Genomic DNA, 17934 nt, shown 5'->3' with positions numbered 1-17934 from the left:
CCTGCGCTGCCGGCCGCCCCGCGATCCCGCTGACGTCATGGGATCGTCGACCCTCCCGCTCGTACCCCCGACGGGCACCCGCAGCCGCGGATGGCGGCCCCGTGGCGAGAATTACAAGGGATACCTGTTCGTCGCGCCGGCCGTGCTCCTGCTCGTGCTCTTCGCCGCGTACCCGCTCGCGTCGACCCTCTGGCTGAGCCTGCACGACGTCGAGGTGTTCAGCGCTGCGCCCGAATTCAGCGGGCTTGCGAATTACCGCCGGCTCTTCTCGTCAGCTGGTTTCTGGGAAGGTCTCGTCAATGGGCTGGTGTTCAGCTTCTTCACGGTCGTCCTTCAGCTTCTCGTGGGCATCGCGACCGCCCTGCTGTTGAACAACGCCTTCCGGGGACGCGCCCTCGTGCGGGGACTGATCCTCTTCCCCTTCGTCGCCCCGACGATCGTGGCTGTGCTGATCTGGAAGTGGATCCTCAACGATCTCTACGGTGTCGCCAACCTCGCCCTGATGGAGTTCGGCATCATCAAGGAGAGCATCGCCTGGCTCGGCTCACCGGAATTCGCCATGCCAAGCGTTGTCCTGATCAACGTCTGGATGTTCTTCCCCTTCATCACCATCCAGGTGCTGGCACGTCTTCAGGTCATCCCGGGCGATCTGTACGAGGCGGCCCGCATCGACGGCGCCGGCCCGCTGCAGCGCTTCTGGTATGTGACGCTGCCCGAGCTGCGCTCCACGATCCTGCTCGTCGTGTTCATCCGGGGCCTGTGGATGTTCAACAAGTTCGACACGATCTGGCTGCTGACGCAGGGCGGCCCCGTGGGAAAGACCGCGACCTTGCCGATCCTCGCCTACATGCAGGCCTTCCAGGAGTACCAGCTCGGCGCGGGCGCCGCGACTTCGGCATGCATCTTCATGCTGCTCGCCCTGTTCGGCGTCTGGTACGCCCGTAAGCTCAAGCAGGAGGACGGCCGGTGAGCATCACGGGCCGTACCCTCCTCTGGGCGACCATCGTCCTGACGGTCTGCATCGTCGGGTTTCCCCTGTACTGGATGGTCATCTCGTCGGTGAAGCCGTTTTCGGAGCTGTTCAGCCGGACGCTGGCCCTCCTGCCGTCGACGCAGCTCACCTTCGACAACTATGCGCGCCTGCTGCGCGACACCCCGTTCCCACGGTACTTCCTCAACAGCCTGATCGTGTCGACGCTGGCGACGGCCGGCTGCATGGTCGCGGGCATCCTCGCGGCTTTCGGGGTGACGCGGTTCAAGTTCGTCGGCCGGGACCTTATCGCGAGCAGCGTGCTGTTCACCTACATGTTTCCGCCGATCCTGCTGTCGATCCCGCTCTTCGTCATGTTGAAGAATGTCGGCCTCATCAACAGTCTGCTCGGGCTCGCGCTCGCGCACGTTGCCTTCACGCTTCCTCTCGTGATGTGGCTCGCCATCATCTTTTTCCAGGCCATCCCGCTTGAACTCGATGAGGCGGCCATGATCGACGGCGCCGGCCGGCTGAAAACCCTGTGGCTGGTGGTCCTTCCGGTGGCTCTTCCGGGCCTCGTCGCCATGGGCGTCTTCGCCTTCATCATTTCCTGGAACGACTACCTGTTCGCTCTCGTGCTGATCGTGGACGAATCCAAGAAGACGCTCCCGGTCGGCGTCGCCGGGTTCGTCGAGGCAACGAGCGTGGAATGGGGTCTGCTGATGGCGGGCGGCGTGCTGATCACGCTGCCGGTCCTGGTCGGCTTCGCCTTCGTCCAGAAGTGGCTCATCGCGGGCCTGGCCGGCGGCGCAATCAAAGGCTGACATCAAGGGGAGCATCAAACATGAATAGTATCAAAGCACTTCTCGGCGCGACCGCGTTGGCGATCGCCATGGTGCCGATGGCTGTGGCAATGGCGCAGACGGCCACGGTCAGGATCATGACCACGGAAACCAACCCGAACACCAAGCAGGTGCTGGAATCCGTCGTTGCCGATTACGAGAAGGCCAATCCCGGCACCAAGATCGAAGTGCAATATGTCGGGTTCCAGGACCTGACGCAGAAGCTGATGGCCGCCGTCGCCGCGGGCGAGCCTCCCGAGGTCTTTAACGTCCAGAACCAGTACGAGACCTTCGAGCTCGCCCGCCGCGGCATCACCCGCCCGGTCGACGGCATCGTCGAGCGCGTCGGGCGCGCCGACTATTTCGAGCCGATCCTGAAGGCCAACTCCCTCGACGGGAAGGTCTGGTCCGTGCCCTTCAGCACGGGCGTGAACGTGCTCTGGTACCGCAAGGATCTCTATGAGAAGCATGGCCTGAAGGAGGCCGGGACCTGGGCCGAGTACCTCCACAACCTTGAGACGCTGTCCAAGGCTGAGGGTGAGGGTGGCAGGTTCTACGGGACCGCGATGGCCGTGGGCGCCAACTGGCTGACCAACGACATCGTGCAGAACTGGATGTGGTCCAACGGCGCCACGATCTTCGACAAGGACGGCGAGGTCACGCTCAACAAGCCCAACGCCGTCGCAACCTTCGAATTCCTAGCGAAGCTAACCGCCTTTGCGCCGCCAGGTATGAACAACTACTCGAACAACGAGATGATGAACGCCTTTGCGACTGGGGCGGTCGGCCACACCGATTACCCGTTCCGGCTGCTAAGCTATCTCGAGCAGTTCAATCCTGCCCTGCTCAACGTGGCCGTGCCGATGCTGCATCCTGTTGGCACGGGCGAGGGTGCCCATCCGGCCGCGCTGCTCTACGTCAAGAGCTGGGCTTTCGCGAAAGGCGCCAAGAACCAGAAGCAGGCCGACGACTTCATCACCTATCTCGAGACGGGCGACCGTAAAGTTCGCATGATGAAGACTGTTCCGGTCCACTACTGGCCGCCGCTGAAGAGCGTCGCGGAGAGTCAGGACTTTCTCAATCAGCCCCTGTTCAAGACGCCGGCTGGCGAAAGGTCGCTCGCGGTGCTGCGGAAGGCCATCGAGATCGGCCAGCTTCCCTTGAGCGAATCCGGCGTGCCGGTCCTGAAGCTCGGGCCGGTGCTGCAGCGCTTCACGCTGGCGCGCGCGCTTGAGCAGGTGGTCATCCGCAAGATGCCGCCCGCCAAGGCCGTCGAGGCGGCGGTCGAGACGCTGAAGTAAGAGCCTGCCAGGCGCACGCTGCCCGCGACGGCCTCGAACCACGCTCCTCGCCGTCGGCCTCCTCGGCCGACGGCGATCCTCCATCTGCGCCGACCGACGGCACCACGAAACCCGCCAGAGCCTTGCCATGCGTGTGATCGACTTCCGCTCTCGGCCCAACACGCAGGAATACCTCGTCGCGCTGGGCTCGCCCGTCGCCCAGGACGTGATCCGCAAGCTCGGCTCCCCCCAGCCGACGCCCGCCTCCCTGGAGGAGTGGGTCGCCAACTTCGAGCGTGATGGCGTGGAGCGCGTCGTCTTCACCGGCCGCCAGTCCGAGGGCACTACGGGCCACGACGTCGGAAACGAATACGTGGCCGAGGTGGCGCGCCGCTTCCCCGGCAAGGTGATCGGCTTTGCCGGGATCGACCCGCTGCAGGGCATGCGCTCCGTTCGTGCCGTGGAGCACGCCATTCGCGACCTGGGCCTAAAGGGGATCTCAGTCGATCCCTATGGCGGGCTCGTGCAGCCCAACGACCGCCGGCTCTACCCGGTCTATGCCAAGTGCGCTGAGCTGAACGTCCCGGTCGTGATCACCTGCGGGCCGCTGCCATTCCCGGGGCCTCGTCTGGCCCACGGCGACGTCAACTGCATCGACGACGTCGCCTGTGATTTCCCGGAACTGCCGATCGTCATCGACCATTCGGGATGGCCCTGGGTGACGGAGACCATCGCCATCGCGTTCCGGCACCAGAACGTCTTCATCGACACGTCTCTCTATTCGCACCTGCCGGGCGCGGCGCTGTTCGCAGAGGCGGCGAACACGATCATTCCGGACCGGATCATGTTCGCGAGCTGCTTTCCGATCGTGCCCGTGCGCACCGCCATCGAGCGCGTCTCCGCCCTGCCATTCACGCCGCACGCGCTGGAAGGCGTGCTGCACGGCAATGCCGAGGCGTTCCTCTCGCGCTTCGGTTGTATCTGATCACCTGCCAGCCGGAACGCGACGAGGGGAAAATGCCGATCATCGAACGATTCACCACCCATCACGTCTCTATCCCCTTCGAGCGCCCCCTGAAGACGGGCAATCACGTCTATCGCGACCTGGAGAACGTCCTCCTGGAAATTCATGCCGAGGGGCTCGTGGGTATCGGTTACGCGTTCAACTTTGCCCACCGTCAGGCTGCGGCCGTCCGTCTTCTGGTCGAAGACCTCGCCGAGGCGATGGTTGGCAGGACGGTTGCGGACGTGCGCGGCCATTCGGCCTCAATGTGGCGCCAGCTGAACTTTATCGGCCAGACTGGGCCGTCCGCCATGGCGATGAGCGTCGTCGACACCGCTCTGTGGGATCTCTTCTCCCGGGCCCAGGGCATGCCGCTCTGGCGCCTCCTCGGGCCGGTGCGATACGAGATCGAGCTGTACCCGACCGGCGGCTTCCTGGCCGATCCAATCGAGGCTCTGATCGAGGAAGCGCAGAAGCACTGCGCCGCGGGATATCGTCGCTGCAAGATCAAGGTCGGCCGCCCCGAATGGCGCGAGGACGTCGCGCGGGTCGAGAAGCTGCGCGCAGCCCTCGGCGACGATTTCGGGATCATGGTCGACGCGAACCAGGCCTGGAGTGTCGTGGACGCGATCGGCGCGGGACGGCGCTTCCAGGAGCTCGGAGTGTGCTGGTTCGAGGAGCCCGTCTCGGTCTACGACGTCGCCGGCACCTCACGCGTCACCGATGCCCTGGATATCCCCGTCGCGGCCGGCGAATCCGTCTTCACGCGCTGGGGACATCGCGACCTGCTCGAGGCCGCAGCCTGCGACGTGCTCATGCCGAACCTGATGCGGTGCGGCGGGCCCACCGAGTTCCTAGAAATTGGGGCGCTGGCGGCTGGCAAGCACATGCAGGTGTCCTCGCACACCTTCACCGAGATCTCCGCGCATCTCGTCGCCGCCCTGCCGAACGCGACCTTCTCCGAATACCTCCCGGGCTGGTGGGAGAAACTGTTCGAGGAGCAGCCCGACATCGAGCGCGGGATGTTTCGCCTGCCAGAGCGCCCTGGCCTCGGCCTGACCTTCTCTCGCGACATCATCGATCGCTACAGCCGTGACCGGTGAGCAAGCGACAGCCCTCTTGGGGAGCCGAATGGAAATTCGCGATGCCTCCTTCTGGGCCGAGCTGGCCGCCGCCGCAAGCCGCGACGATGCCTTGCGCGCCAAGTGCGAACATGCGCGAGGCTGTGCCTTCTCGGTGATGGTCGGTGAGGCTCGACACCTGCTCGAGTTCCACCGGGGGCGGCTGGCCGTGATCCGGCCGCCAGACCTGCGGGGCGCGAGCTTCTCGATCGTAGGGCCGGCGGACGAGTGGGAGGGTGTGCTTACGGGGGCCACCCCGTACGCGCGGGCGATCAACGTCCTGCACGGGCGCTTGCGGGTAGAGGGTGATGCACTCGCGCTCACGTGGATGACGCCGGCGCTGTGGCAGCTCTGGCGCATCTCGTCCACGCTGCTCGGGAGGACGACCCATGGGTGAGATCCTCGGCCGCTATGTCGAGGTAGGCGGGCGCCGCACCTATTTCGAGAGCTGCGGCGAGGGCGCTCCGATCCTCGCCATTCACACCGCCGGCCGCGAGGGCCGGCAATGGCAGGGCGTCATGGAGCACCTCGCCGCGCGCTACCGGGTATTCGTTCCCGACCTCCCGGGCCACGGCAAGAGCTGGCCGCTGGCGGGCAATCGCTGCCTCCAAGATGCGCACGACATTGCGGGCTGGCTCCGGGAATTCGCGGAGGCCGCGATCGGCGAACGCTTCATCGTAACGGGGTGCTCGCTGGGCGGCAACCTGTCCCTTCTCATGGCAGCGCTGTTCGACGAGGTACGTGGAGTGGTCGCGCTGCAAGGCTGCGACCACACGCCCAGTTTCACTGAGACGGCGCTCGATATCATGACTCATCCGCAGGTCAGCCTGATGCACTCCAACATGGATTTCTCCATGAGCCTCGTGGGGTCGCAATCGACGACCGAGGGCCGAGACTTCTCCGAGTGGGGTGTTCTCTCGATCGTTCCACTGGCGCAGCAGGGCGACCTGCGTGCCTACGGTCGCTGCGACATCCGCTCGCTGATGGACAAGGTGCGCGTGCCCGTTCTCCTCGCGCATGGCACCGAAGATTGGCTGGCCTCGAAGGAGATGGTGGAAGCGGCTCAGGGCCGCCTCGTCAACGCTCCCCTCGTCTGCATGAACTCGCTTCCCGGGCTCGGCCACTTCCCGCATCTGGAGGACCCAGACCGGGTCAGCGAGGTCATGCTCGACTTTTTCGAAAAGGCCGGGCTTTGACGGATTGGGGGCCGAGACGAACGGTGCCGACGTGATCCGGCCGCAGCGCCTCGGCCGATCAGAGCCTTATAAAGCTCAACGGGAGCGCGGTGCTGCTCGGCGCTATCGTCAGCGAGCGCGCGCCGGTGAGGGCGAAGGCGAGAGGCACGCCCGCGACGACGGCGCGCCCGAAGTCGAGCTCGCAATCGAGCACGTTGTTCATGCCGATGAAGCCGGCCACGAAACACGTCGCCTCAGCCGCGAATCCCACTTCAAAATCGAGAGCGCTGAACGTGCTCTAGTCTAACGTTCAGCCCGAACCACCCGATGGGGGCTGGCCAATCCACACAAGAAGTTCGCGGACGGGCGCTTTCCCCCGCTTTTTAGTTTCGCAGAGGCATCGGGTGTCAGAGTGCCTATACGAACTTCTCAGCGAATCGACACGGACCGCCGCGCATGAACAAGAGGACGGCTGCGCCCTCCCCAGTCGCAAGCGTCGCGAAGGGGATCGCGGCTCTGCGCTCCTTCGTCGACGGGCAGGACGAATGGGGCGTTCGTGAGCTCGCTGCCGCCCTGAAGCTGCCGCCCAGCACGGCCCATCGGCTCCTCGCGCGCTTACTATTGGAAGGTTTCGTCAGCTATGACGGGAAGAGCCAGAAGTACGGCGTCGGCTTCGAGTTCACGCGGCTCGCCTCGGCGATCATGCACCGGCAAGGCTTCAGTTCAGCGGCCCTTCCGGTCATGCAGGAGATCACGGACAGGACCGGAGAGGGCGTCTGGCTCGCGCTGTTCGATCCCCATCGCGACCGCCTCGCCTACATCGCGGAAACGAAGTCCACCCACACGCTCCGCTATCTCGCGCCGATCGGGCGAGCGCTGCACCTGTCCGAGAGTGCCTGCGGGACCGCCGTCCTGGCGAGCCTTTGGGCGACGGATGTCGCCCGTACGTCTAGGGCGGGCGGCGGCAGCGAGGTCCGGCCCGACGAGATCGCGGCCGCGAGGGCCAACGGATACGCCACTATGCGGGCGCGAGAGGTCGACTCGGCTACGGTCATCGCTGCGGCCGTCTTGGACGAGTCAGGCGCTCCGGTCGGCAGCCTAGGGATTGTCGTGCCGCTGGCCCGCCTGGAGGACGGCCAGGAAGTCGCCTTGGGTGCGGTCGTCCGCGAGGCGGCGCAGCGGGTTTCCTCGCGTCTCGGTTTCAAGCTGCTCGGCGGCGCGAGCGTGGGAAGCTGGATGGAGGGCGCGACGGTCATCAGCGACCTTATTGGGCGGACCAATCCATCGCTGGCGATGCTGCCGGCCCTTGGCGGCGGCGTTCGAAACCTCGAGCACATCCAGGTCGGATCGGCCGCCTATGGGCTGACGCTCGCGTCGAGCATCGCGGACGCGAGAGAAGCGCGCCACCAGTTCAAGCGGAAGTTGACCGACCTCCGGACAGTGATGCACCTCTCCGAGCTCTGCCTCGTCATTGCGGTCAGGTCCCACCTGAAGGTCCGGGACGTCGACAGCCTCGCCCGCCTCCGGATCTCCCCCGGCGAGCAGGGCTTCTCGGCTGCGCAGACCTACGAGGACGTCCTGGCTGCGACCCGCAACGCGGATCGGCGCCGTCCTTCGCGCCTCACCAGCATCTACCTCGACTACCCGGAAGCCAAGAGGCAGCTCGACGCCGGCACGATCGACGGGATTGTCTGGATGACGTCGTTCTCGAACCCGTCGCTTCGCGAACTCGTCTCCTCGGGTTCGATCCGCCTCATCGCGCCCGACGAGGACACGATCGGCCGCATGGTGTCCCGCAACGTCGGGTACCGGGTCGGCACGATCCCGCGGCACCTGTTTCCGGAGCCCCTCAAGGCGGACATCACAACCATCACGGTGCCGACGGCGCTGGTCTGCCGCGCAGACCGCGACGGCGGGGAGGTCTGCGAGGTGGCCCGCACCATCTACGAGCAGCGCGCCCTACTGGGGCAGATCTCGTCCGCCTATTCGCGCCTCGGCCCCGACTTCGTCCTGGACGGCCTTACGGCGCCGATCCATCCGGGCGCCGGACGCTACTTCGGCGAGGTCAGCATCCTCCCGCGCTACGCGAACGCAGCGCCCGAATCCGAGTCGCCAAATGAGGCCCGGCGCGGTCGAAAGGGTAAGGCGTCGGCTCCCCGCGAGCCGCGCCGGTCATCGTAGGCCGGCCTCGCGCAACAGCTCGAAGCACTCCGCGAGATCTGCCGGCTCGGCCGCGCTCGCGGGTGGCCGAACCGGGCCGCTCGTCAGCCCGACATTCTCTGACAGGGCCTTGGAGAGCGAGACATTGTGATAGCCGCGGGCGAAGTAGCGGCTCTGAAGCTTCTCGGCCAAGGTCAGGATTGTGCGCGCCTCCTTGGCGGCGGCGACGAAGTCGCCGGACAAGGCCGCCTCGATGAATCGTCCACAATGCGGTTTGTCGCGGGTCTGGACGAAGAGGGGGCGCGAGCAGCCCATCAGGAAATCGGGGGTGCGCTCGGGCATGGAGAGCTTCCCGAACAGGAAGTACTCCTCGAGCGACGTCGACACGGCGATCTCCGCCCCGACCCTTTCCAACATGGACGCGTAGGACGCGATGTTCATGGTCGACGAGTGGACGCCGCAAAGGTTCTCCAGGGGAAGGAGCGCCTCGACCATCTCGGGCGTCAGATAGAAGCCGAGCTCTGACAAGGTCGTGCTGTAGGCGAACATGCCGATGTCGATCCGCTCGGCGACATACTCGTAGAAGGCCCGGACGCCATCGGTCGACCGCGACCCGTAATAGGGCGGCCAGACCATCACGGCATCCGCGCCCACCGCCGCCGCGTGCCGGGCGAACTCGACCACCGTCCGCGACGACGTGTGGGACACGCCGACGATCACGGGCTTCCTGCTGTCCACGGTCCGGAGAACCGTCTCGGTCAGCCGCAGGCGCTCCGTATCCGTGAGCGTCCAGAACTCCTGGTGGATCGAATTAAGCGACAGACCACAGACGCCAGGAAGCTGCAGTGTGATCTCGACGTTTCTGGCGAGCGCCGGGTGATCGACTTCCCCGTCCGTGCCGAACGGCGTGTACAGCGCGGCGAAATAGCCGCGGTAATGGGAGCGGACCCAGCTCCGGGCGTCGGATGGTCGGTTCCGCGGCATCAGCAGGCTCCAGGACGGTGCGGCACCCGGACCTGCCGGCCGGTTTCAGTAGGCCGAGCGTCCGCCATCGGCCGGGATCGCGGCGCCGGTGATCATTCGCGACTCGTCCGAGGCGAGGAACAGCGCGATATTGGCGATGTCGTCGGGCTCCCCGAACCAGAACGGGTACTCCTTGACCTGCTCGGTCACCCGCATGGCATCGTGGTGGCTCCCCGGCCGACCCGGGATGCCGTAGGTGCTCCGCACCCTCTCCGTGTTGACGCGGCCGGAGCAGATGGCGTTCGCCCGGATGTTGTGGCGCGCATAGGTTCCGGCCAGCGTCCGGGTCAACGAAATGATCGCGCCTTTCGCGGCCGCGTAGATGTGAGCCTTTCCGGAGCCCCGCAGCGCCGCGCCCGACGACATGTTCACGATCGTGCCACCGCCGGCCGCGATCAGGTGAGGAATGACGGACCGGCAGGTCAGGATCGTGCCCCGCACGTCGAGCGTCATGGTCGTGTCCCAAACCCCGAGATCGACGTCTGTGACCGGTGCATCCACCGGCAGGGAGCCGCCGGCGCAGTTGAACAGAACGTGAATCGCCTCGAAATGGCTGGCGGCCGCGTCTGACGCAGCCGCGACGCTCTCCTCCGACGCCACGTCCGCTTTCAGGACGAGCGCCTGGCCGCCGCCCGCCGCGATCTCATCCCCGACGGCCTTGGCGGCCGCCAGATTGATGTCGGCGAGCGCTACGGCTGCGCCTTCCCGGGCGAAGATGCGGGCGGTCGCGGCCCCGATACCGGCCGCGGCGCCCGCAATGAAGGCAACCTTGCCGCTCAACCGGCCCGGCGGGCGGGACGGAGCATCCGCCCGGGTCGAACTCGTCATGCCTGGCTCCGTGGACGACGCGGATCGCCGCAGCTCGGCCGGCACCGCTGTCACAGACCGATGCCGTTGACAAGGCGGGTGTTTCGCCTATTGGAACAGCTAAGGTTGCGCTTTTCCTCTTGAACTGGAACGGGAATTGCGCGCGATGGCTTCCATGCATCTCGGAGAGCGCGAGGGTTTCATGAGGCTTTCAACCTTGATCGCAGCTGTCCTGATGGCGGCAATGAACGTTGCCACGGCTTGGGCCGACACCTACCCGACGAGACCGATCCGGCTGGTAGTCCCCTATCCGGCCGGCGGCGCGACGGACATCTTGGCCCGCCAGGTTGCGGCGAAGCTGGGGCCGATCCTCGGGCAGAACGTCATCATCGAGAACAAGCCCGGAGCCTCGGGCGTGATCGGGTTCGACTCCGTCGCCCGGGCGACCCCGGATGGGTACACGCTCCTGATGGGGACGGCGAACATGATTATCAACGCCGCTTTCGGAAAGGTGCCGTACGATCCCGTCAAGGATTTCGCGCCCGTCTCGACGCTCGTCTCCTCGCAGAACCTCCTCGTCGTCCGGCCGTCGCTCAACATCACGCGACTGTCCGAGCTGATCGCCCTTGCCAGGAAGGAGCCCGGAAAGCTCACGTACGGGACCTCGGGCGTCGGCACGCCGCTGATCACAATGGAGCTCCTGAAGTCGCTTGCCGGGATCGACATGCGAAGCGTTCCGTACCGGGGCGACGCGCCCGCGACCACGGACGTCCTGTCCGGCCAGATCGACATGTACGCGTCGACCATTGCCGGCCTGCGCGGCTACATCGACGGCAAGCAGCTCGTTCCGCTCGGGGTGACGAGCCAAAAGCGGGCCGTCTCGTTGCCCGACATCCCGACCATCGCGGAAGCCGGCGTCCCGGGCTACGAGCTGAACAGCTGGTACGGCATCCTCGCGCCCCGGCGGACGCCCCCCGAGATCGTGGAGCGCCTGAACAAGCTGCTCGTCGAGATCGTCGCCACTCCCGAGATGCAGAAGCAGATGATCGACGGCGGCGCGGACCCAATGTCGAGCACGACCGCGCAATTCGAGGCCTTGATGGCGAGCGATCTCGAGAAATACACCCGCCTGGTCAGAGATCTGAAGCTCGGGAAAGAGTGAAAACGCGAGTTCTGCAGGTCGGGACGCGGCTGGAGGCGAGTGCAATGGGTTTGAAAGCGTCTTTTCGGGGCGTCGTCGCCGCGTTGATCCTGGGATCGGCCTGGAGCGCCCACGCCCAGACCTATCCTGACCGCCCGATCCGCGTCATCATCCCGTACGCGCCGGCCGGCGGGACCGACATCGTGGTCCGCATGATCGCGCCGGCCGCCGGAGCCGCCCTGGGGCAGTCGATCGTGGTCGACAACCGCCCCGGCGCGTCGACCATGACCGGAACGGGCGCCGTGGCCCGTTCGCCGGCCGACGGGTACACGCTGCTCGCCACCGACTCCGCCCTCCTGATCAATCCGGGCCTCTTCAAGTCGCGCCTGCCCTACGACACCGCGAAGGAACTCAAGGGCGTGACCATGATGGCGACCTCGCCCGCCATTCTGGTCGTCAATCCCAAGATTCCGGCCAAGACTCTCGCGGAGCTCACGGCCCTCGCAAAGGCGAAGCCCGGCGTTCTCAATTACGGGTCGGGCGGGATCGGGACTGCGCCCCACCTCGCCGGCGAGTTGATGAAGCTCGCGGCCGGCATCGACGTCCAACACGTTGCCTACAGGGGCACCAGCCCGGCCCTGACCGGAGTGTTGTCGGGGCAGGTCGAACTCGCCTTCATCGGGATCAGCTCGGCTGCGCCGTTCCTGGCCACCGGGGAGCTCCGGGCGATCGCGATCACGGGCGGGACCCGTCACCCGAGCCTCCCCGATGTGCCGACCTTTAAAGAGAGCGGCCTGGACGTCGACGGGAGCTCCTATTGGGGCATCTACGCTCCGGCCGAGGTTCCCGACGAAATCGTTGCGAAGCTCCATCGCGCGTTCACGGAGGCCCTCCGGCTGCCGGAGAACGAGAAGAAGCTCGCCAGTCTCGGCTACGCGCCGATCGCCAACACGCCTCAGGAGCACACCGCGCAGTTCCGCCTGATGATTGACCAGTGGACGTCGGTCGTGGAGCGGGCGGGGATCAAGGTCGAGTGACGTCGTCGGGAGAGCCGTCTCGGGAGCGTTCCGTGGATGCCGGGGAGCGGAGCGACGGCCGCGAGGACGCGACGTCGCGGCTCCACGTCGTCGTGGTCGGGGCCGGCCGGATGGGCGCCGACATCGCCCTCGCCTTCGCGATCGGGGGCTGGCGGTGCAAGGTCGTTGAAAGCGATCCCGCAATCCGCGACAGGGCCCGCGCGTACTGGCAGCGCGAGATGTCCCGCCTCGCCGAGAACCTGGGCGGGGGAACCATCGCCTGTCACGCGAGCCTGGGCGACGCGGATCTGCCGGCAGCGGACCTCGTCGTCGAGGCCGTTTTCGAGGACCTCGAGCTCAAGCATGCCCTCCTGGACGAGATCGAGCCGCGTGTCGGCCCCGGGGCGATCCTGGCCACGAACACGTCGAGCCTGCGGATCACCGATGTCACGTCGAGGCTGAAGCTGCGGGAGCGGAGTGCGGGCCTCCACTTCATGGTTCCAGCGCACGTCATGCCTGCGGTGGAAATCACGCGCGGCGACCACACCTCGGACCGGACCATGGCCCAGCTCGTGTCGTGGATGAAGCAGATGGAAAAGGTCCCGATCGTGCTCGATCGCGACATCACCGGCATGCTCATCAATCGGATCCAGCATGCGATGTACCGGGAGATCTACCACCTGATCGACGAGGGGTATGCCTGCCCTCAGATGGTCGATCTCGCCGTCCGGTTCGGCTTCGGACTGCGGTACCACATTCTGGGCCCGGTCGTGTCCCGCGACATCCACGGTCTTCCGGTCCATCTGGCCGCGTCTCGGGAGATATATCCGACGCTGCACAACGGCAGCGAGCCGAGCCGGAGGCTCCGTGAGCTCGTCGAGGACGGGCATCGCGGCGTCACGACCGGGAAGGGCTTCTACGAGTGGGACCCGGATACGGTGCCAGACCGGCTGAAGCGGTTCTCGGAACTGCTCGAAGAGACCATTGCCCGGATGACGCGCCGCGGCGAGCCGACCGAATTCTGAGCCCGGGCGGCCGGAAGCCCGGGCCTACCTACCAGACGACCGGGAGAGAGTTCAGGCCGTAGATCGCGAGCTGTCCGTGGAACTCGAGCCTGCCGAGCGGGAGCTTCGGCCGCAGATCTGGCAGCCGGGCGACCAGGGTGCCGATCCCGATCTGCAGCTCCATGCGGGCCAGCGGCTGGCCGATGCAGTTGTGGATGCCGGTGCCGAACGTCAGGTGCTGCGTGATCTCGCGCGTGATGTCGAAGTCGTGCGGGCGATCGAAGACGCCTTCCTCCCGGTTGGCCGTCGGCTGATGCATGATGATCGCCTCACCGGCCCGGATGGTGACGCCCGCGAAGTCGATGTCCTCCTTGGCCGTGCGAAGCCGGCCCGAATGCGTGACGTCCGTGTAGCGCAGGATCTCCTCGACGGCGCCCTTGATCAGGTCCGGATCGCGCCGCAGCTTGTCGAGCTGTTCGGGATGGTAGAGCAGCGCCGCGAGCCCGACGCCGAGCGTGCCGGTCGTGGATTCGTGCCCGGCCGTGAGGAGAAGCCGCGCGAGGCTCACGACCTTGTGCTTCGTCAGTGTGCCGGACCGCACGTGGTTGACGATGAGCCGGCTCAGCAGATCGTCCTGTGGGTTCCTGTCCTTCTCCTCGACGAGGTCGGTCAGGTAGCCGTCGCAGAAGGTCTTGATCATCGCGGCCGCATCCTCGTGCGACATCGCGCGGGTCGAGATCCCGAGCGCCCATCTCTGGATCGCGGCGTGGTCGGAGGCCGGGACACCGAGCAGGGTGCAGATAACCTGGCAGGGGAGCGGCGCCGCGAAGTCCTGGACCAGGTCGGCTTCCCCCTTCTTGGCCGCGATCTCGTCGATCCGCGCATCGACCATCGCCTGCACCTTCGGCCGAAGCTGCTCCACCGCTCGGGCTGAGAATTCGCCGGCCAGGAGCTTCCGTTCCGCGGTGTGCTCGGGCGGATCCATCTGGGCGAAGACCTGGTAGTCGCGGCGCACCAGGGCGAGGGCGGCCGTCTGCGCGGGATAGTTCGGGTGCGCGGCGTCTGCGCTCAGGCGAGGATCCCGGAGCAGCGTCTTGATGTCGTCGAACCGGGTCACGAACCAGGCCCTGGAGCCGTTCCACTGGGTGACCTCGAAGATCCGTTCCGCGCGGCCCCAGGCCCCATACTCGGCGGGAGGCCGCATCGGGTCCTGGCGCGGGACCGGGAAGCGCCTCCCAGCGCCCACCGGGCAGCCCGAAACGGCCTGCAGGGGCGAGACCTCGTGACTCGCTGATTGAACGGGAGTTGCGGACGACATCGGTAACAGCCCTCACGGCTCGCGGACCGGCTTGCGGTTCCATGAACCGCACGCTACCGTTCCACAAGCTGGAACGGTACACAAGTTCACGGTAGGGCGCCGACCAAGCGGGGTGACGTTTGCCGACCCATCTCATCTGCATCGGGTTCGATTTCGACGCCGTGTCCGGCTTCATCGCCCGCGGCCTGACAACGCCGACCCCGATGTCCCGGGGCGAGTTCGGCCCCGTCGCCATCCCCCGCATCCTGGCCCTGCTCCGGCGCTACGAGGTGCCGGCGACCTTCTTCATCCCCGGCCACACGCTCGAGACCTACCGGCGAGAGAGCGATCTCGTTGCCGAAGCCGGCCATGAGATCGGCCACCACGGGTGGACGCATCAGCCGCCCAGCGACATGACGCGGGAGCAGGAGGAGGAGGGGCTGGTCCGGGCCAACGAGCAGATCCGAAAGCTGACGGGACGCTACGCCCGCGGCTACCGGTCGCCGTCCTGGGATCTCAGCCCGCATTCCGTGGACCTCCTGCTCCAACACGGCTTCATCTACGAGAGCAGCATGATGGGCGACGACTACACGCCCTACCGTGTCCGCCGCGGCGACGTGGTTACGCTCGATCAGCCGACCGTCTTCGGCCCTCGCACGCCCTTGATCGAGCTGCCGATCAGCTGGTCGCTCGACGACTACCCGCATTTTGAGTTCTTGCGGACGAAGACCACGATCCTGCCGGGCCTGATGAACGCGAACAGCGTTCTCGATAACTGGGTCAACGATTTCGTCTACATGCAGCAGAACGTCGATTGGGGCGTCCTGAGCTACACCTTCCACCCCTTCGTCATTGGCCGCGGCCATCGGATGCTGGTGCTCGAGCGTCTCCTGCGCACCTTAAAGGAGGGCGGCGCCGTCTTCTGTACGATGGAACAGGCCGCGGCCGCCTACGACGCAAAATTCCCGTTCGAATCGGACCCCACATGAGCCAGAGCTTCACGACCGCGGACGGGCTGCGGCTCGCCTACCATGTCGACGACTTCACCGATCCGTGGCGGAAACCCGAGACCCTGCTCCTGCTCCATGCCGCGATGGGCAACTCCCGGCGATGGTTCCAGTGGGTGCCGAGGCTTGCGCGCCGGCACCGCGTGGTTCGGCTCGACCTGCGGGGCCACGGCGAGTCCGAGATGCCGAAGGCCGACGACCCGTTCTCGCTCTCTCTGCTGGTGTCCGACGCCCTCGAGCTCCTGGACCTGGTCGGGGCGGAGCGCGCGCACATCGTCGGCAACTCGGCCGGGGGTTACGTCTCGCAGCAGCTGGCCATCCACCATCCGGAGCGGGTCGAGACGCTCGCCCTGTTCGGGTCGACCCCCGGCCTGAAGCACAGCCACGCCCCGACCTGGATCCCGAAGATCCAGGAGGTCGGCCTGAAGACGTTCCTGGCCAACACGATCGACGAACGGTTCGACTCGAACGCCGATCCGGACCTCGTCAAGTGGTTCATCGAGCAGGCGGGCTCGAACGACCCGGCGTTCATCGCGCGCTTCGTCCTCCACATGACCACCCATGACTTCATGGAGGATGTGTCGAAGATCACGGCTCCGACGTTGATCGTCGCGGCCGGCAAGGAGAAGATCGGCCACGCGAGCGCCTATCAGGAGATGAACAAGCGCATCCAGGGTTCGGAGCTTATGTATTACGATACGGCAGCCCACAACATCTGCGATGGCTACGCCTCCCGTTGCGTCGACGACTTGACGGATTTCCTGAAGCGGCGCGGGCATTAAGAGCCCGCCGCAGGGCCCGCAGTGACGTCACGGAACGAGGCAGGATGAGAACGCAGGTTGGGATCATCGGGGCGGGTCCAGCCGGACTGATGCTGTCGCATCTGCTCCACCTGCACGGGATCGATTCCGTGATCATCGAGGCGCGGAGCCGCGAGTACGTGCGCGGACGCGTGCGGGCCGGCGTGATCGACAGCGACGTAGCCGGCCTTTTCCGGGGGACCGGGGTCGGCGACCGGATGGACCGCGAGGGGCTCCCGCAGGAGCAGATGGAGATCCGCTTCGATGGAAAGCGGCGCTTCATCAACTGGTTCGAGCTGGTCGACGGTCGCCGGAACGTGATCTACGGCCAGCAGGAGGTCGTGAAGGACCTGCTGGACCGCCGTTCGCGGGACGGGGCAGCCATCCTGTTCGACGCCGAAGCGGTGCGGATCGACGGGCTCGAGGAGGACCGGCCGACCATCATCTTCCGGCACGGGGGCGAGGAGCGGTCGCTCCGTTGCGACCTGCTGGCGGCGTGCGACGGCTTTCACGGGATCGGCCGCGGCCGTATCCCCGACGGACACGTCAGCATCTTCGAACGCCAGTATCCATTCGCCTGGCTCGGCATTCTGGTGCAGGCGCCTCCCTCCAGCGACTGGCTGGTGACGTGCGCGCACGAGCGCGGCTACGCGATGCACAGCATGCGGTCGCCGGAGGTCAGTCGGAACTACATCCAGATTCCCCTGAGCGACGCCCCGGACGACTGGTCCGACGACCGGGTCTGGAGCGAACTGCACGCCCGCATCGACATCGACGGTTGGACGCTGAACGAGGGCCCGATCCGGGAAAAGGCGAAGTTCGACCTGCGGAGCTTCGTGTGCGAGCCGATGCAGTACCGTCGATTGTTCCTGGCCGGCGACTCTGCCCATGTCGTCCCGCCGACCGGCGGCCGGGGCATGAACCAGGCGATCGCCGACGTCTGCGTGCTGGCCGACGCCGCGCGCGACTTCTTCCGGACAGGCAGCGAGGAGAGCCTGAACCGCTATTCGTCCGTGTGTCTGGCCCGAGTCTGGCATTCCCAGCAATTCACCGCGAGCCAGACCCAGATGCTGCAGCGGCACAGCTTCGACGACCCTTACCTCCGCAAGCAGCAGCTCGCGCAGCTCGAATACGTCACGACCAATCGCGCCGCGGCCACCAGCCTCGCCCAGTGCTACGCGGGAGCACGCCTGAAAACGAGCTTCCTGCCCGACAGCGAGGGCCAAGAGTACCCGCGCATCTGCGAGCCGCCGCGCCCCATTTTCGGCTGATCGCCTGACCCGAGGAG

Annotated in this window: 18 protein-coding genes; 14 read left to right on the top strand and 4 right to left on the bottom strand. The window is 66.3% G+C overall.

Annotated elements, in window-relative coordinates:
- The first annotated feature begins 37 nt into the window (after positions 1 to 37).
- The 7 genes from ACFE87_RS11165 to ACFE87_RS11135 all read left to right on the top strand — a co-directional run bounded on the left by ACFE87_RS11165 (position 38) and on the right by ACFE87_RS11135 (position 6412).
- The gene (locus tag ACFE87_RS11165; protein ID WP_375459706.1) at positions 38 to 970 is read left to right on the top strand and encodes a carbohydrate ABC transporter permease; all 933 of its coding nucleotides are present in this window, start codon (positions 38 to 40) and stop codon (positions 968 to 970) included.
- On the top strand, positions 967 to 1794 hold the full coding sequence (locus ACFE87_RS11160) for a carbohydrate ABC transporter permease (protein ID WP_375459705.1): 828 nt from the start codon (positions 967 to 969) through the stop codon (positions 1792 to 1794). Before ACFE87_RS11165 ends, ACFE87_RS11160 begins: the two co-directional genes overlap by 4 nt.
- A gap of 20 nt (positions 1795 to 1814) precedes the next feature.
- Positions 1815 to 3113 carry an ABC transporter substrate-binding protein gene (locus ACFE87_RS11155; RefSeq protein WP_375459704.1) on the top strand — a complete coding sequence of 433 codons (1299 nt, stop codon included), beginning with the start codon at positions 1815 to 1817 and terminating at the stop codon, positions 3111 to 3113.
- 127 nt (positions 3114 to 3240) lie between these two features.
- Entirely contained in the window at positions 3241 to 4077 is an 837-nt protein-coding gene (locus tag ACFE87_RS11150; protein WP_375459703.1) for an amidohydrolase family protein, read from the top strand.
- A gap of 32 nt (positions 4078 to 4109) precedes the next feature.
- Positions 4110 to 5198 carry a mandelate racemase/muconate lactonizing enzyme family protein gene (locus ACFE87_RS11145; RefSeq protein WP_375459702.1) on the top strand — a complete coding sequence of 363 codons (1089 nt, stop codon included), beginning with the start codon at positions 4110 to 4112 and terminating at the stop codon, positions 5196 to 5198.
- 28 nt (positions 5199 to 5226) lie between these two features.
- Positions 5227 to 5613 carry a hypothetical protein gene (locus tag ACFE87_RS11140; protein WP_375459701.1) on the top strand — a complete coding sequence of 129 codons (387 nt, stop codon included), beginning with the start codon at positions 5227 to 5229 and terminating at the stop codon, positions 5611 to 5613.
- Positions 5606 to 6412 carry an alpha/beta fold hydrolase gene (locus ACFE87_RS11135; RefSeq protein ID WP_375459700.1) on the top strand — a complete coding sequence of 269 codons (807 nt, stop codon included), beginning with the start codon at positions 5606 to 5608 and terminating at the stop codon, positions 6410 to 6412. The genes ACFE87_RS11140 and ACFE87_RS11135 overlap by 8 nt, the downstream gene beginning before the upstream one ends.
- 58 nt (positions 6413 to 6470) lie before the next feature.
- On the opposite strand, the gene ACFE87_RS11130 is transcribed toward ACFE87_RS11135, so the two are convergent.
- Entirely contained in the window at positions 6471 to 6632 is a 162-nt protein-coding gene (locus tag ACFE87_RS11130; protein WP_375459699.1) for a hypothetical protein, read from the bottom strand.
- Between the two features lie 215 nt (positions 6633 to 6847).
- On the opposite strand from ACFE87_RS11130, the gene ACFE87_RS11125 reads away from it, so the two are divergent.
- Positions 6848 to 8572 carry a TAXI family TRAP transporter solute-binding subunit gene (locus ACFE87_RS11125; RefSeq protein WP_375459698.1) on the top strand — a complete coding sequence of 575 codons (1725 nt, stop codon included), beginning with the start codon at positions 6848 to 6850 and terminating at the stop codon, positions 8570 to 8572.
- Here ACFE87_RS11125 and ACFE87_RS11120 read toward each other — a convergent pair.
- Entirely contained in the window at positions 8564 to 9535 is a 972-nt protein-coding gene (locus tag ACFE87_RS11120; RefSeq protein WP_375459697.1) for a dihydrodipicolinate synthase family protein, read from the bottom strand. The two genes, ACFE87_RS11125 and ACFE87_RS11120, sit on opposite strands and share 9 nt — an antisense overlap.
- Positions 9536 to 9580: 45 nt before the next feature.
- Entirely contained in the window at positions 9581 to 10402 is an 822-nt protein-coding gene (locus ACFE87_RS11115) for an SDR family NAD(P)-dependent oxidoreductase (protein WP_375459696.1), read from the bottom strand.
- A 181-nt stretch (positions 10403 to 10583) separates the two neighbouring features.
- Between ACFE87_RS11115 and ACFE87_RS11110 the strand changes: the two genes are divergently transcribed.
- From ACFE87_RS11110 to ACFE87_RS11100, 3 genes are read left to right on the top strand one after another with little or no spacing between them, the layout of a single operon-like run.
- Positions 10584 to 11543: a Bug family tripartite tricarboxylate transporter substrate binding protein gene (locus ACFE87_RS11110; RefSeq protein ID WP_375459695.1), complete on the top strand. Its 960-nt coding sequence runs from the start codon at positions 10584 to 10586 to the stop codon at positions 11541 to 11543.
- A gap of 44 nt (positions 11544 to 11587) precedes the next feature.
- Positions 11588 to 12559, top strand: coding sequence for a Bug family tripartite tricarboxylate transporter substrate binding protein (locus tag ACFE87_RS11105; RefSeq protein ID WP_375459694.1), 972 nt, complete (start codon positions 11588 to 11590; stop codon positions 12557 to 12559).
- A 32-nt stretch (positions 12560 to 12591) separates the two neighbouring features.
- Positions 12592 to 13563 carry a 3-hydroxyacyl-CoA dehydrogenase family protein gene (locus ACFE87_RS11100; RefSeq protein WP_375459693.1) on the top strand — a complete coding sequence of 324 codons (972 nt, stop codon included), beginning with the start codon at positions 12592 to 12594 and terminating at the stop codon, positions 13561 to 13563.
- A gap of 28 nt (positions 13564 to 13591) precedes the next feature.
- On the opposite strand, the gene ACFE87_RS11095 is transcribed toward ACFE87_RS11100, so the two are convergent.
- The gene (locus ACFE87_RS11095) at positions 13592 to 14746 is read right to left on the bottom strand and encodes a cytochrome P450 (protein WP_375459692.1); all 1155 of its coding nucleotides are present in this window, start codon (positions 14744 to 14746) and stop codon (positions 13592 to 13594) included.
- Positions 14747 to 14979: 233 nt separating this feature from the next.
- Between ACFE87_RS11095 and ACFE87_RS11090 the strand changes: the two genes are divergently transcribed.
- Genes ACFE87_RS11090 through ACFE87_RS11080 form a run of 3 tightly spaced genes read left to right on the top strand, consistent with a single transcriptional unit; the run spans position 14980 to position 17917 of the window.
- A complete protein-coding gene (locus tag ACFE87_RS11090; protein WP_375459691.1) occupies positions 14980 to 15828 on the top strand; it encodes a polysaccharide deacetylase in 849 nt (282 codons plus the stop codon).
- Positions 15825 to 16628, top strand: a complete 804-nt coding sequence (locus ACFE87_RS11085) for an alpha/beta fold hydrolase (RefSeq protein WP_375459690.1) — start codon at positions 15825 to 15827, stop codon at positions 16626 to 16628. Before ACFE87_RS11090 ends, ACFE87_RS11085 begins: the two co-directional genes overlap by 4 nt.
- A gap of 44 nt (positions 16629 to 16672) precedes the next feature.
- Complete coding sequence (locus ACFE87_RS11080) at positions 16673 to 17917, top strand: 4-hydroxybenzoate 3-monooxygenase (protein ID WP_375459689.1); 1245 nt, start codon at positions 16673 to 16675, stop codon at positions 17915 to 17917.
- Positions 17918 to 17934 lie beyond the last annotated feature (17 nt).

This window comes from uncultured Enterovirga sp. (assembly GCF_964242715.1).
GTDB lineage: Bacteria > Pseudomonadota > Alphaproteobacteria > Rhizobiales > Beijerinckiaceae > Enterovirga.
This window is presented reverse-complemented; position numbering and strand designations above follow the sequence as displayed.

Coding starts and splice junctions, on each gene's coding strand:
- ACFE87_RS11165 (WP_375459706.1), top strand. CDS start 38: ATGGGATCGTCGACCCTCCCGCTCGTACCCCCGACGGGCACCCGCAGC.
- ACFE87_RS11155 (WP_375459704.1), top strand. CDS start 1,815: ATGAATAGTATCAAAGCACTTCTCGGCGCGACCGCGTTGGCGATCGCC.
- ACFE87_RS11150 (WP_375459703.1), top strand. CDS start 3,241: ATGCGTGTGATCGACTTCCGCTCTCGGCCCAACACGCAGGAATACCTC.
- ACFE87_RS11145 (WP_375459702.1), top strand. CDS start 4,110: ATGCCGATCATCGAACGATTCACCACCCATCACGTCTCTATCCCCTTC.
- ACFE87_RS11140 (WP_375459701.1), top strand. CDS start 5,227: ATGGAAATTCGCGATGCCTCCTTCTGGGCCGAGCTGGCCGCCGCCGCA.
- ACFE87_RS11135 (WP_375459700.1), top strand. CDS start 5,606: ATGGGTGAGATCCTCGGCCGCTATGTCGAGGTAGGCGGGCGCCGCACC.
- ACFE87_RS11125 (WP_375459698.1), top strand. CDS start 6,848: ATGAACAAGAGGACGGCTGCGCCCTCCCCAGTCGCAAGCGTCGCGAAG.
- ACFE87_RS11120 (WP_375459697.1), bottom strand. CDS start 9,535: ATGCCGCGGAACCGACCATCCGACGCCCGGAGCTGGGTCCGCTCCCAT.
- ACFE87_RS11115 (WP_375459696.1), bottom strand. CDS start 10,402: ATGACGAGTTCGACCCGGGCGGATGCTCCGTCCCGCCCGCCGGGCCGG.
- ACFE87_RS11110 (WP_375459695.1), top strand. CDS start 10,584: ATGAGGCTTTCAACCTTGATCGCAGCTGTCCTGATGGCGGCAATGAAC.
- ACFE87_RS11105 (WP_375459694.1), top strand. CDS start 11,588: ATGGGTTTGAAAGCGTCTTTTCGGGGCGTCGTCGCCGCGTTGATCCTG.
- ACFE87_RS11095 (WP_375459692.1), bottom strand. CDS start 14,746: ATGCGGCCTCCCGCCGAGTATGGGGCCTGGGGCCGCGCGGAACGGATC.
- ACFE87_RS11085 (WP_375459690.1), top strand. CDS start 15,825: ATGAGCCAGAGCTTCACGACCGCGGACGGGCTGCGGCTCGCCTACCAT.
- ACFE87_RS11080 (WP_375459689.1), top strand. CDS start 16,673: ATGAGAACGCAGGTTGGGATCATCGGGGCGGGTCCAGCCGGACTGATG.